Genomic DNA, 16,231 nt, shown 5'->3' with positions numbered 1-16,231 from the left:
CTGATGAAGTGATGACATTCGAGGCTTAAGCTTGCCTGCATATGAAACATTATTGCGAGTAATCCCTCGTAAATGATTGAGGTAGAGAGAATTTATGAAGAAAGTACGATTAACATCATTACTTGGAATAGCAACCTTGTTTAGTGTCGTAGCGTTAGCTGGGTGTAGTCAGAAATCAGAGGTACCAACTCAACCACAAGAGAATGCGAACCCCATCTGCAGCACTAAAAACCTGACGGGTGGTTGGTCGCAAAGTGAGATCACACCGGAAGCTAAGCAAGCTTTAAATGCAGTTCTTGGCCAAATGAACACTTCAGCTGAGCTCAAGCAGATTCTGAGTGTGCGAACTCAGGTTGTCGCGGGTTTGAATTACGCTATTGAGTTTGAAATGGATAATGGTGAAGTGTGGAACACCATCGTTTACCGTTCTCTACAGGGTGACATCGAAATGACGCAACCTGCACAGAAAGGTCTTCTGTGCTCATAATCTAGATGTGCCTGTATCTTGTGAGATAGGCTGATAGCAAATAAAAATGGCTCCGTATTGGGAGCCATTTTTGTTTTAAGAAGACTGATTCACTGAACGTTTTCAGTCGGCCAGCTCGGGCTCAGCTAACTCTTGAACACAAGCGCGGCTGATGTCTTCATCAATGTAGGCCATACCAAGTTTATTGAGGTAGTCCATGCGATCGGCTGTGCGAAGCTCGATGTCGGGGCCTGCAATGTTGTTGGCTTGATAAATTTCAGTGAGGTGAGACATGAATTGCTCACCCACACTCATCATCAATAGGCTCATTGCGCCCACGTCCGGTCTTACTTTGGCGCGTTGCTTTTCAGATAGGTTTACCGCTAATACGATAGGTTGTTCTTCACCTTCGAATCGAACGCCTCGCTCACGAACGGTTTGTTGAGCCCAGTAATACGCCAGTTCTTTACTCTGAGTGAGAAATACTGGCTCAACCGATTCGGTATAGTTGTTGCCGATGGTCGCCATGGTTTTTGAAGCTGCTTCGTTGAGCGCTTTGTCACCAGAGCGTTTTAGGCCTTGGCCTTGAATAGAAGCTAATAAAGCTGAAGATGTGCCGTGATACCAAGTATCACCCGTCGCGAAACCATTCTCTGATAACAGTGTTTTTGCATCTTGTAGGTGTGTAGGTATTGAAGTCATAGGCACTCTCAACAAATAGGAATCTGAACAAATATGTATACAGTTAGCTTAAACAGAAGTTGTTCGGTTAACCGTGGTGTGGAACACAAATCTGAGGCTTTGAGATAAAGCTGGCAGTACAAGCTTTATCTCAAAGCCTTCCCCCGGATCTTACCTAAGTAAGAGAGAAGGACGGGGGAGGCTTTAGCGTTAGCGATTAATCAAATTGGTTCGATGTATTCGCTTCACCTGCAGCTTTTAGTGCGTTCTCACCAGCAAAGTACTCTTTGTGGTCATCACCCATGTCAGAACCAGACATGTTTTGGTGTTTAACACATGCGATGCCTTGGCGGATTTCTTTACGCTGAACATTCGCAACGTAACCTAACATGCCTTGGTCGCCGAAGTACTCTTTCGCTAGGTTGTCAGTAGACAGCGCAGCTGTGTGGTAAGTCGGTAGAGTAATCAAGTGGTGGAAAATACCCGCTTCACGTGATGCGTCTGCTTGGAATGTACGGATCTTCTCGTCAGCGCTTGCAGACAGTTCAGTTTCATCGTATTCCGCGCTCATTAGGCTTGCACGGTCGTAAGCTGAAACATCTTTACCTTCTGCTACCATCGCATCGTAAGCTTGCTGACGGAAGTTTAGCGTCCAGTTGAATGATGGAGAGTTGTTGTAAACCAGTTTCGCATTAGGGTGTACTTCACGTACGCCGTCCATCATCTCTTTGATTTGACCGATGTGTGGTTTCTCAGTCTCAATCCAAAGTAGGTCAGCACCTGCATTGATTGCTTCGATACAGTCAAATACACAACGATCTTCACCAGTACCTTGGCGGAATTGGTATAAACCTGAAGGTAGACGCTTAGGTCGAACTAGCTTGCCGTCACGGTTGAAGCAAACATCGCCTTCTGCCATATCTGCAACATCAATCTCTTCAACATCTAGGTAAGAGTTGTAGATGTCACCTTGATCGCCCGGCTCTTTCACTACCGCGATTTCTTTTGTTAGGCCAGCACCTTGAGAATCGGTACGAGCAACAATGATGCCGTTGTCGATGCCTAGCTCAAGGAAAGCGTAACGAAGCGCACGAAGTTTTGCGTGGAAGTCAGCGTGTGGAACTGTAACTTTGCCATCTTGGTGACCACATTGTTTCTCATCGGCTACTTGGTTTTCGATTTGTAGACAACAAGCACCCGCTTCAATCATCTGCTTAGCCATTAGGTAAGTCGCTTCTGCGTTACCGAAACCAGCATCGATATCGGCAATGATTGGCACTACGTGTGTCACGTGGTTGTCGATTTTGTCTTGGATACGGTCTTGTAGGTTCACATCGCCTGCTTCACGCGCAGCGTCTAGCTCACGGAATAAACCACCCAGTTCACGAGCATCGGCTTGGCGTAGGAAGGTGTATAGCTCTTCTACTAGGCCAGCAACGGAGGTTTTCTCATGCATAGATTGGTCTGGAAGTGGACCAAAGTCTGAGCGAAGAGCAGCAACCATCCAACCAGAAAGGTATAGGTAACGGCGGTCAGTCTTGCCATCAAAGTGCTTCTTAATAGAAATCAGCTTTTGTTGGCCGATGAAACCATGCCAGCAACCCAGAGACTGAGTGTATTGAGAGCTGTCTTCGTCGTAAGCCGCCATGTCTGCACGCATGATATCTGCCGTGTATTGCGCAATATCCAGACCTGTTTTGAATTTGTTTTGAGCTCGCATACGAGCAGCAGATTCAGGGTTAATTGCATCCCATGGAGCACCAGCAGCGCTTTTTGCAACTTCAATCATTTCGATATCTTGTGTAATTTGCGACATAACTATTCCTTAGTTTCACGTGGACATGTTGGCCAATTTGGCGAGGTCATTTGATTTGGATTAAATCTAACCATGGACAAATAATAATCATGTATGTGATAATTTTGTTAATTTATAGTTATTATATTCGGTATTTTTCTTATGAATATTGCTCGTATAGACCTTAATTTACTTGTGTATTTAGACATGTTGCTACGTGAAAGAAACGTTACACGAGCAGCAAATCAATTGGGTATTACTCAACCAGCCATGAGTAATGGCCTTCGCCGATTGCGTGATCTGTTTGAAGACCCGCTATTAGTGAGAACAAGTGAAGGGATGATACCGACCGAACGCGCGCACAAGTTGCAGCCACTGATTCGAAACATCTTGGCGAATGTAGAGAAGACACTGCAGCCGACCACAGAGTTTAATGCAGAAGACAGTGAACGCGTGTTTCGTATCATGGCGAGTGACTATGCAGAGTCGACCATTATTCAGCCGCTATTGAAAAAACTGAGCGAGATAGCACCGAAAATACGACTGGATATAATGACGCCAAGTGATGTGAGCTATCAGGATGTAGAGCAAGGTACCGTTGATATAATTATCAACCGATTTGACGATATCCCACAGTCGTTCCATCAGATGAGCCTTTGGCACGACGGGTTTTCTTGTCTATTTAGTTGTGATAACCCAATAGCCGACAACTTCGATATTTTGTCTTATCTAAAGGCGCAACATATCTGGGTAAGTAAGACCGGAATGGGAACCGGAGTTGGGATCAACCCAAGCGAAGCGCAAAAGCTTGGTTGGATAGATGAAGCATTAATGCGCATTGGTAAAACGCGCAATATCACGGTGTTTACTCGACACTATTTGTCGGCGATTCTCTTCGCACAACAAAAGAATCTGATCCTGACCATTCCAACCAAAGCGGCTCAACTGCAGCGCAATAACCCTAGATTGTTGATCAAGCCTGCGCCATTTGCGATTGAACCCTTTGAGGTGAAGATGGCATGGAGTCCATTGTTGCAAACCAATCCCGATCACCAGTGGATGCGTCGCTTGATTAAAAGTGTCGCCAATGAAATCGAGAGTGGAGTGACGGAATAACACAGTTTGTAGGGTATTTTTTTTGTGAATATCCAGTATAACTGGCATAAATTAGCTAAATTTATGTCCGTTGCGTAAGTTTAATCTAGTAACGTAAATTTAAACCAGTTACGTAGATTTAATGAGTAGTCATCAGTTAGTTTGAGAGAGATTTTATGAGCAGTCGTATTCAACAGGGAAGCTTGAACATTGATAGCACCCTCTACCAATTAATTAATGAGCAGGTCATTCCTGGAACAGGCATTGTCGCTGAAGACTTTTGGCAATCATTTTCAACTATCCTTGAAGACTTGGCTCCCAAGAACCGCGCACTGCTTATCAAGCGTGAAGATCTTCAACATCAAATTGACGTTTGGCACCAAGAGCGTGCGGGACAAACGCTAGATGCGGCCGAGTACAAACAGTTCTTACAGCAAATTGGCTACCTCGTTTCTGAGGGTGATGACTTTCAAGTAACTACTGCCAGCGTTGAGCCTGAAATTGCAACACAAGCGGGTCCGCAGCTTGTTGTACCTATTATGAATGCACGTTTTGCACTTAACGCGGCTAATGCGCGTTGGGGCAGTTTATACGATGCGCTCTACGGAACCGATGTCATCAGTGAAAGTGACGGCGCGGAAAAGGGAGGAAGCTTTAACCCGGTACGCGGTGCTAAAGTGGTGAGCTACGCTCGAGGTTTCCTTGATGATGCTGCACCTCTCAACGGTGTCTCTCATAAAGACGTCACCAAATACAGCATCAGCAACGTCAGCATTGGCAATACACTGACAGCGACCTTAGATAACGGCGAAGAAGTCACTCTGATTGATCGCAACCAGTTCATTGGTTATCAAGGTGATGCGAGTGCCCCTTCAAGTATTCTGCTGAAACACAATAATTTACATATCGAAATTCAAATTGACCCAAGCGCACCGATTGGTAGCGTCGATGTAGCTGGCATTAAAGATGTGTTGGTAGAATCGGCTCTCACCACCATTATGGATTGTGAAGATTCGGTAGCAGCGGTTGATGGTGAAGACAAAGCATTGGCTTACCGTAACTGGTTAGGCTTGATGAAAGGTGACTTACAAGAGTCGCTAGAGAAAAACGGCAAAACCATCGTTCGTAACCTAAATCCCGATCGTCAATACACCAGTGTGACGGGAGGCGAGATCTCGCTGAAAGGTCGCAGCATGTTGTTCATCCGCAACGTGGGCCATCTGATGACCAACCCTGCCATTATTGATGCTGACGGTAACGAAGTCCCTGAAGGCATTATGGATGGCATGATCACTTCGCTAATCGCGATGCATGATTTAAAAGGCAACAGCGCGTACCAAAACTCGACCGCGAACAGCATCAATATAGTTAAACCTAAGATGCATGGCCCTGAAGAAGTGGCTTTCACCAATGAGTTGTTTGGTCGCATTGAGGATGCACTAGGTTTAGAACGCTTCACCATTAAAGTCGGCATTATGGACGAAGAGCGTCGTACCTCTGTGAACTTGAAAGAGTGTATTCGCGCAGCCAAAGACCGTGTCGTGTTTATCAACACAGGTTTCCTAGATAGAACGGGTGATGAGATCCACACTAGTATGGAAGCGGGTCCGTTTGCTCCTAAAACACAGCTTAAAACCATGACTTGGATTGGCGCATACGAAGATCAAAACGTTGATCTTGGCTTAGCTTGTGGCCTGCAAGGTAAAGCCCAGATTGGTAAAGGTATGTGGCCAGAACCAGATAACATGGCGAAGATGATGGACGCGAAAATTGGACACCCACAAGCCGGTGCCAATACCGCTTGGGTTCCTTCTCCAACTGCGGCGACTCTGCATGCCTTGCACTATCACAAGGTGAGTGTTCCTAGCCGTCAGAAAGAGCTTCGTGAGCGTGTGAGAGCAAATGTTGACGATATTCTTACTATCCCATTGTTAGGCAATCAAAAGCTGACTGCTCAAGATATCCAAAACGAACTGGACAACAATACGCAAGGTATTCTTGGTTACGTAGTTCGTTGGATTGACCAAGGCGTAGGTTGTTCGAAAGTGCCTGATATTAACGATGTGGGATTAATGGAAGACCGTGCAACGCTGCGAATTTCAAGTCAACACATCGCTAACTGGTTACGTCACGGCATTTGCGAGGAAGCCCAAGTAATGAAAACCATGAAGCGCATGGCAGCAGTGGTTGATGAACAAAATGCAGGGGATCCAAGCTACCAAAATATGGCGCCTGATTTTGAAAACAGCATTGCGTTTTCAGCAGCGTGCCAGTTGGTATTTGAAGGCTGTGCTCAGCCGAGTGGTTATACCGAGCCAGTGCTGCACGCGATGCGTCTAAAGCTGAAAGCGCAGGAATAGCGAAGCAACCGAATAACAAAAACAGAGAATGTAAAATACTAAAAAAAGAAATCCCCTTTAACCGAGCCCAAGGTGCCGCGCTTTTATAGCGCGGCTTTTTTTTGATTCATTCTTGTGGTGGGAAGGGAGGGATAATGGGGCAGTTTAGTGCTCGCTAAGACTTAAGTATTTCCGAGCCCTAATCACTGCCAGAACTTAGTTACTACCAACCTTATTTTCCGCCAAAGCAAAGATACTTAATGTCCATGTACTCATCGATGCCTTCTTTCGCACCTTCACGGCCAATACCTGATTGTTTCACACCACCAAAAGGCGCTACCTCGGTTGAGATTAGGCCATCATTAATACCGACCATACCGTACTCAAGCGCTTCTGCAATGTTCCACACTCGGTGGATGTTCTGACTGTAGAAGTAAGACGCCAAACCATAAATCGTATCGTTGGCCATCTCGATAAGCTCTTCGTCCGTGTCGAATTTCATCACAGGCGCGACTGGGCCAAAGATCTCTTGTTGAACGATGTCCATGCTGTGTTTTACATCTTTAAGAACAACAGGTTGAATGAAAAGCCCATTAAGCTCCTGAGTTGGCGTGACAGGCGCAGCACCTTGTTCAATCGCTCGGTTTATCAAAGCTTGGATGTTGTTCTTCGCATTAAGGCTGACAACAGGTCCAATCGTGACACCCTCATCTAAACCGTTACCAATCTTAAGCAGCTGAACCGCTTGATCGAATTTAGCCACAAACTCATCGTACACTTTACTGTGAACGTAGAATCGGTTTGCACAGACACATGTTTGACCTGCATTACGGAACTTCGACGCCATTGCGCCTTGAACGGCCGCGTCGATGTCAGCATCGTCAAATACAATAAAAGGTGCATTACCGCCAAGTTCCATTGAGGTGCGTTTGATGCCTTTTGCTGCTTGAGCCATCAAAATACTGCCCACACGGGTCGACCCAGTGAAAGAGATTTTTTTGATCAACGGATGCGAAGTGAATAGGTTGCCCACTTGTTCAGGGCTTTCACCAAGCACCACTTGAAGTAGATCTTTAGGGATACCCGCTTGATAAGCCAGTTCAACCACAGCAAACGCAGAAAGCGGTGTCTCATCTGAAGGTTTCACGACAAAGCTACAACCCGCTGCTAAGGCAGGAGCCGCTTTACGAGTGATCATTGCAATAGGGAAGTTCCATGGCGTAATTGCACATGCGACACCAATAGGCTGCTTGATGGTCACCAAGCGTTTACCAGCGATTGTGCTAGGAATGGAATCACCATAAGTGCGCTTCGCTTCTTCTGCAAACCACTCAATGAAGCTCGCGCCATACACGACTTCGCCTGCCGCTTCTGCTAACGGTTTACCTTGTTCCATTGTCATGATTCGAGCAAGGTCATCTTTGTTTTCAAGGATCAATTGGTGCCAGCGATGAAGCAGTGCAGCACGAGATTTAGCAGGAATTTTTACCCACTCTTTCTGCGCTACATGAGCTTGTTCAATCGCGTTCGCTAACTCTGTTTCTGATGATACCGGTGCGTGCCCGATGAGTTCACCCGTTGCTGGGTTTGTGACTGCAACTGCGTTGTTCGCTTCTGTCACCATAAAAGAGAGTAAGTGCTGGTTATCAATGTTTAGCATCGTGATTCCTTTGTCGTGATTACTTTAGACGTGTTGCTGATGTGCGGGTTGGCGAGTGTTCAGATCACTTCGACCAAATGTTGATTAGTCGCAGATTGTGGTCGTTAATTCGATAGTTTTGAAGCCCTTGTTTGCGCAAGCATTGTTTACCAAAGTAGGGCTTTTGAAATCCATGATCAGCTAAGTCATGGACTTCGAGATTCTCTAAGAAAGTGCTTACTGCTGACTCCAATTATCAGCTTCGATCTTCCCTAGCGCTTTTGCTGCCTTTTGAAGTGCGGGCAAGAATTTTATTGCTTCATCTGGTTTCACTCGAATCACAGGTGCTTGTATCGCTAGGCCTAGGTTTGATTGACCTGTTGGTGAGGGTATCAGCACAGCGATACAGACTAAGCCTGGTAAAAACTCTTCGTCATCAATAGCAAAACCTTGGATTTTCGCTTCTTCAATGTCTTTCTCTAGAGTCGAATAGTCGGTAATCGTGTTTACTGTGTATTGAGTCAGCGGCACATTTTCAATTAATCGTCTGCGCTGCGACTTAGACATGTGTGCTAAAAACAGTTTGCCGGTAGCCGAGCAGTGCACGGGAACGCGAGAGCCGGGGTGCAGGTGAAAGCGAAGGGGAGCTTCAGTTTCTGCACGGTCGAGATAGATGATTTCACCACTTGAAAGAGCCGTCAGGTTACAGCTCTCACCGACTTCTGCCCTTAGATTTTCAAGGATGGTGCGTCGGGCGCTGTGCATGGTGCTATTCAAAAGTAGGTTTTCGGCAAGTTTTCTGAGTCGAATGCCTGAGCTGTAGTGCTTTTCGTCGCCGTCTCGTTGAATGATGCCCGCGGCTTCTAATTGCTGAAGCATTCGGTGCAGCGTGGGTTTTGGCAATCCAGTCTCTTCGACTAAACCTTGCAGAGAAATAAACTCGTCTTTTTGCGCTATCACCTCTAATAGTGCAAAAAGTCGGAGGGTCGGTGTATCCCCTTGAACTTGCGGTGTTTCTGTTTGCATACAGTGATTCATCCTTGCGATATGTCTATGCCTAAGAGTGTACATACCAATTCATTATTCTTCAATTATCTGAATAAAGTTTGACCTTTTTTATTATTCCAATAATATAAATGTAAATTATGGAACAATTAATCTCAATAAATGGAATTTAAAGATGAAGGCGATTGAACGGATTATTGATAAAGCTCATTTAGATCGTAAGCGTGTTGTTTTGAGTGAAGCTGAGGACCCGCGAGTGCTAGCTGCTGCAAGAATGGCAATCGACAAACAGCTCGCTCACATCACACTCGTGGGCGATGAATCGGCGATCATCGCTGCTGCAGAACTGCACCACATTAACCTCGCTGGCATTCATATTGTTTCTCCACAGGCGTCGTCACTCAAAGAGGTGCTCGCTGAGCGGCTGTATACATTAAGAAAAGCCAAAGGCATGACTTATGATGACGCCCTAGAGCTGGTTCTAGACCCACTCGTTTTTGCCAATTTGATGGTCAGAGAGGGGCTGGTGGATGGCACAGTTAATGGTGCGGTTTATACCACGTCTGATGTGGTGCGAGCTGCGCTTCAGATTATCGGCCCCGCGCCAGACAGTGAATTGGTGTCCAGTTTTTTTCTGATGATGTTGTGTGAGCCTTTCCATAATCTTAAAGGCGGCATGATTTTCAGTGACTGTGGTTTGGTGATTAACCCCAATGAAACCGAGCTAGCATCGATTGCAGTGGCCGCATCAAACAGTGCTCAAACGCTACTGATGGAAGAACCTAAAGTCGCAATGCTGTCGTTTTCGACCAACGGCAGTGCTAAGCACGAATCGGTCGATAAGGTTCGTAATGCTGCTCAACTCGTGAAACAACGTTGCCCTGGAATCGCCGTCGATCAAGATGTCCAACTTGATGCGGCGATTGTCACTGAAATAGCGGCGAAAAAGCTGCCCGACTCAGAGGTGAAAGGTCAATCGAACGTATTGATATTCCCCAATTTAGAAGCAGGCAATATTGGTTATAAGCTTGCGGAAAGGTTAGGCGGGGCAGTTGCAATTGGTCCACTATTACAAGGGTTGAATCAACCTGCGAATGACTTATCAAGAGGGTGTTGCGCACAAGACATCTTTAATGTGATCGCGGTGACCGCGGTACAAGCGCAGCAAGGGAAAGTGTCTGACTCTAAGGTTGATACTGAAGCTGAGGTTGAAGAAAGACAAGAGTCGACGTTTGATTTTAGGTATTAACATCTCGCTCCTGAATCTAGCACTCAAATTCGAATCAAACCCAAACAACCCAACTAGGACTGCTGATGGAGTTACCTGTTTTACTCGCTATTCTTGCCACCATCGCGGTGGGTACCTATTTTCAAACTGTCACCGGATTTGGCCTCGGTATCATCGTGATTGGTTTAACGGTTAGCCTTAATCTGGTTTCCTTACCCGTTATAGCCGCTGTGGTCAGTATTGTGACCTTGTTCAATTGTTTGGTTGCATTGATGGGTAAGCCACTACTTGGGGAACTCAAAATTCTGGTGGTGTTGGTCATCGGTATTATTCCCGGCGTTTCGATGGGGGTGTACTTGCTGGACGAGTTAAGCGATTCGGCAACGCATATTCTCCGAGGACTATTGGGTGCGATGGTGCTATTCGCAGGTTTGAGTTTTATGTTTAAACCTAAAACCAGAAAGGACCGTTCGGCAACCGTATCTTTCCTTGTCTCAGGTTTTAGTTCTGGGCTCGCGGGTGGGTTATTTGGGATGGCAGGTCCACCGATTGTTTATCATCTCTATCGGCAACCTTTTACGCTCGATCTGGTGCGAAGCACACTGCTGATGGTGTTCGCTTGTACGTCGATGTCCCGTACTGTCAATGTCTACGCTGCAGGTGACATGGAAGCGAGCATACTGTGGTTATCCGCTATTGCTGTTCCCTTGGTTGCACTTGTCACTATGTTTGCTCGACGTTTCCCACCGCCGTTGTCTAATGATCAACTCAGGAAGTTAGTGTTTATTGTGTTGATGTTGATTGGTGGGTACTTGATGGCGGTCTCTGTATGGTCGTTGTTTTTGGCTTAGAACGTTTTCTTTATCAAAATTATCTTTGAAGGAGGAGGGCTTGATTCTCGTTTAATGCTTGATGACACCCTCCTCACTGACACGTCAGCGCTTTAGCATCTCAAAGATGTTCCTACATAGCCCGAACAAGCAGCTCTCTTGTACGTCCAAGGTAATGTTGTTGCGGTAATATGGGCTCAAATCCACTCCCATCCCCACGCCATGAATCTCAATCCCGTTTTTGGTCGACTCACGTTCAATCACTTGTTTGAGGTGGTTATCCAAATAGAACTGATCGTTGGCGGTGCTGGTCGCGGTATCCATTGGGCAGCCGTCTGAGAACACAATCAAAACCTTTCGCAGGGCGGTGTGCTGCTGCAATCGATGGCTAGCGAACTGAACCGCTTCGCCATCAATCCCTTCTTTAAAGATGTCGGCTTTACGAAGACTCGCAATGCCAAGGCGAGAGCGTCTCCAATGCGTATCAAAATCTTTGAATACAATATGACGAACTTCGTTTAAGCGGCCTGGGTGTTTCGGTTGGCTCTGTTTAAGCCACTGCCGATAAACTTTGCCACCGTTCCAGTTATTGGTCGTAAAGCCAATAATCTCGAAAGGGATGTTGGCCAGTCCAACGGATTTGAGAATGGTATCCATCAGTAGGCTTAGCTTGTGACTGTGCTTTTGCATTGAGCCTGAGCAGTCCATCAAAAATGTGATGGCACATTGATGAGATGTACCGATGTCAGGCTGATAAAAGACAGTGCGATCCAATGGCGATGTGACAAGCTTGGTGATGGTAGTGGCATTAACAATGCCTTCTTCTAAATGGTCCTGACGTCGGTTCCTCTGTGGTGTGGCTACAAAGCTAGTAAGCATAGCGGCTAAACGGCGAGTGTTTACTTGTCTCGCCATGATGTCATCGGTGAGCTTTTGTCTCAGTTCGAGTAATAGGGCACGCCTGACGAGTTTGTCTGCCGCGATGACTTGATCAAATTCTGAATTAAAGACCTGATAATTGGCGCCCGACAGCTCGAATACCTTGCTACTGCCTGTGATGTCGGTATCGACTTCTTGATCTTGAATGTCACCATCAACAATCAAGGCAAGCTGAGCAAGGATCTTGATGTCTTCTTCAACGGTTGGTGTGGGCGAGCTATCACTTTCTTGTTCCTGGATGATTAACTCTTGTGCAAGGGCTGCTAACTCATTGGCGCAGTGAGCAAACTGCTGTTGGTCGGTTCTATGTTGCTTCAAGAGCTTCAGGCTATGCCCAAAAGTAGGCACGATGCCGGCGCGAGTCGATTCAATGGTCTCAGCGATAGGCTCAGACATCGGAACGCCAGTTAAGCGGGTGTGGATGACTTGCATTAGTGTAAACAGCAACATGCCTATTCGTGATTCGGTAAAGCCATTTTGATGATATTGGTCGCTCCAATACGCAAAGTTGAACTGAATGCTGGTGGTCACGCCTTTTAGATAAGATGGAACTTGCGATTCAATTCGCACCTGTTCGCAGAAGTCGTAAAGCAGACGTTCTATTTCTTTTTGAGGGCGCAATGAATAATGGAGGTCAGCGTCAGAAAGCAATAATCGCAGTGCCGATGAATCGATCTTGCCCTGCATCGATAGCTTGCTGTTTTTCAGCTCATGACGAGATACAAAGGTGAGATCGTTGGTGTGAGCAGACTGGTAATAACAGGGCTTATTGCCTTTATAGAGTCGTTCTCCCCGATAGTTCAGATCGAGTTCACCACTGATTGCTCTGGCGACAGACACACCAATATCGAGGATCTTTTTCTGCTGAGAAGAAACATTGGCCATGGTTTACGACTCCGAGTGCGAATAGTTTTGAGTATGTGCTTCCAAGGCTTCACCAAAGCAACGGAAATAGTATTCGCTAACCAGTTCTTTCTCTTCGTCTTCGCAGCGATTTAAGAATGAAAGCCTAAATGCCGTCGCTACATCGTCGAATATTTGGATGTTTTCAGCCCAAGTGAGCACTGTTCGTGGAGACATCACAGTCGAAAGGTCGCCAGCCCGAAACCCGTTACGCGTTAATCCTGCGGTGGCGATCATTTTCTCTACTAACTGCTGGCCACTTTCATTATTCAGCTCTGGAAGTTTGGATAACACGATCTTGGTTTCATGTTGTGGGTCTAAATAGTTGAGCGTAGCGATGATGTTCCATCTATCTAACTGACTGTGGTTAAGCACTTGAGTACCCGAATACAAACCTGAAAAGTTACCCAAGCCAAGTGTGTTGCAGGTAGCAAACAGGCGGAAAGAAGGGTGAGGCGTGATCACTCGGTTTTGTTCTAAAGAGGTGTATTTTCCGTCTTGCTCTAATAGCTGCTGAATCACAAACATCACATCAGGGCGACCAGCGTCGTACTCATCTAATACCAGTGCGATGGGTTGTTGAATGCTTTGCGGAAGAATGCCTTCTTTAAACTCAGTCACCTGCATTCCGTCTTTAATGACGATGCTGTCTTTACCTATGAAATCCAATCGACTCAGGTGTCCGTCTAGGTTGATCCTCAAACACGGCCAATTCAATCTCGCGGCAATTTGCTCAATGTGAGAAGACTTGCCCGTTCCGTGCGTGCCTTGTATCAATGTGCGACGATTGGAGGTGAACCCCGCCAATATAGCCAGCGTCACTTCGGGGTCAAAACAGTAATTAGGATCGATTTTTGGCACATATTCACCCGGATGTTCAAATGCCATCACGGTTAGGTTACTGTCGATGCCAAAGCGTTCTCTCACGCTTACCGGCTGCGTTGGTACCAATTCCGCCTCTTTCATCATATTTTCCTCTATATAGCTCATCACTTGTCGCTGCTATCGCGATATATCATCGATTATTAACAGCTCCAGTTAAGTTAACGGCACTTTTTGTACGAAAAACTATCAATAATGTGATCTAGTTTTATTAATTAGAATGAATTGTTCCAATTTAATATAAAAAGTTGACGCACAAAAAATCTACTACTAAGGTGAAAATGAATTCGAAAAAGAGACAATTCATTCCGAAAAATGAAATTTTGGTTAACTCAAGGAGAATGGAAGAATGAGTGAGCAAGAAAAACGTACGGTTGTTTCCGGCACAGTAACAATGACACCATCAGAAGCGTTCGTTGAAACTATGGTTGCTAATGATGTTACCGACATGTTCGGCATCATGGGGTCAGCATTTATGGACGCAATGGATATCTTTGCTCCTGCTGGCATTCGATTGGTCCCAGTGGTACACGAGCAAGGTGCTGCTCACATGGCAGATGGTTACTCTCGTGTATCTGGTCGCCATGGCGTGGTTATCGGGCAGAATGGTCCGGGTATTAGTAACTGTGTAACTGCGATTGCAGCGGCATTCTGGGCACACAGCCCGGTCGTGATTGTGACGCCAGAGACCGGTACTAAAACAATGGGCTTAGGTGGTTTCCAAGAGTGTAACCAACTTCCAATGTTCCAAGAGTTTACTAAGTATCAAGGACACGTAACCCACCCAGACCGTATGGCGGAATACACGGGCCGATGCTTTGACCGCGCAATGAGCGAAATGGGTCCGACTCAACTGAACATCCCACGTGACTATTTCTACGGCGAAACTCAAACCGAGATCCCTAAACCAGCGCGTTTAGACCGTGGTCCGGGTGGTGAGAAATCTCTGAATGAAGCGGCAGACTTGATTGCTGAAGCGAAATTCCCAGTCATCATCTCTGGTGGTGGCGTAGTAATGGCTGATGCAGTTCAAGAGTGTGCGGCATTGGCAGAACGACTAGGCGCACCGGTAGTAAACAGCTACCTACACAATGACTCTTTCCCTGCTAGTCACCCTTTATGGTGTGGTCCTTTAGGCTACCAAGGTTCGAAAGCAGCAATGAAGTTGATGGCTCAAGCGGATGTGGTTATCGCTTTGGGTACACGTCTTGGTCCATTCGGTACCTTGCCTCAACATGGTATGGATTACTGGCCGAAAGACGCGAAAATCATTCAGATCGATGCAGACAACAAGATGCTTGGCCTCGTGAAGAAGATCTCTGTTGGTATCTGTGGCGATGCAAAAGCAGCGGCAGTGGCATTAGCTGAAAGACTAGAAGGTCGCGCACTGTTATGTGATGACAACAAAGGCGCTCGCCAAGACACAGTAGCAACAGAAAAAGCGTTGTGGGAAAAAGAGCTTGATGAGTGGACGCACGAACGTGATTCGTTCAGCTTGGATATGATTGAAGAAAACTCGCACGAGACTCCGTTCTCTGGTGGTGAATACCTGCACCCACGCCAAGTACTGCGTGAGCTAGAAAAAGCGATGCCAGAAGATGTAATGGTCTCAACGGATATCGGTAACATCAACTCAGTGGCAAACAGCTACTTACGTTTTGAAAAACCACGCAGCTTCTTTGCGGCAATGAGTTTCGGTAACTGTGGTTACGCGTTCCCAACCATCATTGGTGCGAAAGCAGCAGCACCTCATCGTCCAGCTATCTCTTATGCTGGCGATGGTGCGTGGGGCATGAGCTTGATGGAAACCATGACATGTGTTCGCCATAACATTCCAGTGACAGCCGTGGTATTCCACAACCGTCAATGGGGTGCTGAGAAGAAGAACCAAGTCGACTTCTACAACCGACGCTTTGTTGCTGGTGAACTTGAAAACCAAAGCTTTGCTGAAATCGCAAGAGCGATGGGCGCTGAAGGTATCACGGTTGATAAGCTAGAAGATGTAGGTCCAACCCTGCAAAAAGCCATCGACATGCAGATGAACGAAGGCAAAACAACCATCATTGAAATCATGTGTACTCAGGAATTGGGTGACCCGTTCCGCCGAGATGCACTATCAACACCGGTTCGTTTCCTAGATAAGTACAAAGACTACGTATAAGTCATAGGAAGTTTGCCCGACCAAAACAGTCTCGTGAATGCTAGATAAAGAGTTATCGAGAATGTGGTCGGGCAAACAAATTAAGCTCTAACACTAGCCATTAATTTCAAATTGGATGATCAAACAGAATGACTCAACGACCGAGTTGTTTTCAAAGATTCTTAATAGTACTGATATCTAAGTATTGGGTCATATATTTCTATTATTTCGCTCTAAATATTAGAGCCCTAATGAAATAACCAAGATGAATAGGTGCGCGGTTTCAGTA

Annotated in this window: 12 protein-coding genes; 6 read left to right on the top strand and 6 right to left on the bottom strand. The window is 46.2% G+C overall.

Translation table 11 applies throughout. The annotated features are described in order from the left end of the window. The first annotated feature begins 94 nt into the window (after nt 1–94). Nucleotides 95–487 carry a cystatin domain-containing protein gene (locus MSG34_RS01755; RefSeq protein ID WP_048614685.1) on the top strand — a complete coding sequence of 131 codons (393 nt, stop codon included), beginning with the start codon at nt 95–97 and terminating at the stop codon, nt 485–487. A 102-nt stretch (nt 488–589) separates the two neighbouring features. On the opposite strand, the gene MSG34_RS01750 is transcribed toward MSG34_RS01755, so the two are convergent. Then, complete coding sequence (locus MSG34_RS01750; protein ID WP_017067975.1) at nt 590–1,168, bottom strand: hypothetical protein; 579 nt, start codon at nt 1,166–1,168, stop codon at nt 590–592. A 196-nt stretch (nt 1,169–1,364) separates the two neighbouring features. After that, nucleotides 1,365–2,963, bottom strand: coding sequence for an isocitrate lyase (locus MSG34_RS01745; RefSeq protein ID WP_012600243.1), 1,599 nt, complete (start codon nt 2,961–2,963; stop codon nt 1,365–1,367). A 141-nt stretch (nt 2,964–3,104) separates the two neighbouring features. Here MSG34_RS01745 and MSG34_RS01740 point away from each other — a divergent pair, with 141 nt between their 5' ends. Next, nucleotides 3,105–4,058 (top strand): LysR family transcriptional regulator, encoded by a 954-nt coding sequence (locus MSG34_RS01740; RefSeq protein ID WP_009845781.1) that lies wholly within the window; start codon nt 3,105–3,107, stop codon nt 4,056–4,058. Nucleotides 4,059–4,213: 155 nt separating this feature from the next. After that, the gene (locus tag MSG34_RS01735; RefSeq protein WP_248336113.1) at nt 4,214–6,397 is read left to right on the top strand and encodes a malate synthase G; all 2,184 of its coding nucleotides are present in this window, start codon (nt 4,214–4,216) and stop codon (nt 6,395–6,397) included. A gap of 211 nt (nt 6,398–6,608) precedes the next feature. On the opposite strand, the gene MSG34_RS01730 is transcribed toward MSG34_RS01735, so the two are convergent. Continuing rightward, complete coding sequence (locus MSG34_RS01730) at nt 6,609–8,036, bottom strand: NAD-dependent succinate-semialdehyde dehydrogenase (protein ID WP_248336112.1); 1,428 nt, start codon at nt 8,034–8,036, stop codon at nt 6,609–6,611. Nucleotides 8,037–8,252: 216 nt separating this feature from the next. Then, nucleotides 8,253–9,041: an IclR family transcriptional regulator gene (locus MSG34_RS01725; RefSeq protein WP_248336111.1), complete on the bottom strand. Its 789-nt coding sequence runs from the start codon at nt 9,039–9,041 to the stop codon at nt 8,253–8,255. Nucleotides 9,042–9,195: 154 nt separating this feature from the next. Here MSG34_RS01725 and pta point away from each other — a divergent pair, with 154 nt between their 5' ends. Next, nucleotides 9,196–10,269 carry a phosphate acetyltransferase gene (gene pta, locus MSG34_RS01720; protein WP_248336110.1) on the top strand — a complete coding sequence of 358 codons (1,074 nt, stop codon included), beginning with the start codon at nt 9,196–9,198 and terminating at the stop codon, nt 10,267–10,269. 65 nt (nt 10,270–10,334) lie between these two features. After that, nucleotides 10,335–11,099 (top strand): sulfite exporter TauE/SafE family protein, encoded by a 765-nt coding sequence (locus tag MSG34_RS01715; RefSeq protein WP_248336109.1) that lies wholly within the window; start codon nt 10,335–10,337, stop codon nt 11,097–11,099. Nucleotides 11,100–11,183: 84 nt separating this feature from the next. On the opposite strand, the gene MSG34_RS01710 is transcribed toward MSG34_RS01715, so the two are convergent. Next, a complete protein-coding gene (locus MSG34_RS01710) occupies nt 11,184–12,902 on the bottom strand; it encodes a cobalamin biosynthesis protein CobT (protein WP_248336108.1) in 1,719 nt (572 codons plus the stop codon). 3 nt (nt 12,903–12,905) lie between these two features. After that, complete coding sequence (locus MSG34_RS01705; RefSeq protein ID WP_248336107.1) at nt 12,906–13,889, bottom strand: MoxR family ATPase; 984 nt, start codon at nt 13,887–13,889, stop codon at nt 12,906–12,908. 262 nt (nt 13,890–14,151) lie between these two features. On the opposite strand from MSG34_RS01705, the gene xsc reads away from it, so the two are divergent. After that, on the top strand, nt 14,152–15,963 hold the full coding sequence (gene xsc, locus MSG34_RS01700; protein WP_102349957.1) for a sulfoacetaldehyde acetyltransferase: 1,812 nt from the start codon (nt 14,152–14,154) through the stop codon (nt 15,961–15,963). Nucleotides 15,964–16,231 lie beyond the last annotated feature (268 nt).

Origin of the sequence: Vibrio sp. 1CM2L (assembly GCF_023161695.1) — a bacterium.
Classification (GTDB): Bacteria; Pseudomonadota; Gammaproteobacteria; order Enterobacterales; family Vibrionaceae; genus Vibrio; species Vibrio coralliirubri.
The sequence above is the reverse complement of the archived record's forward strand: the minus strand, read 5'-3'. Positions and strand labels throughout refer to the sequence as shown.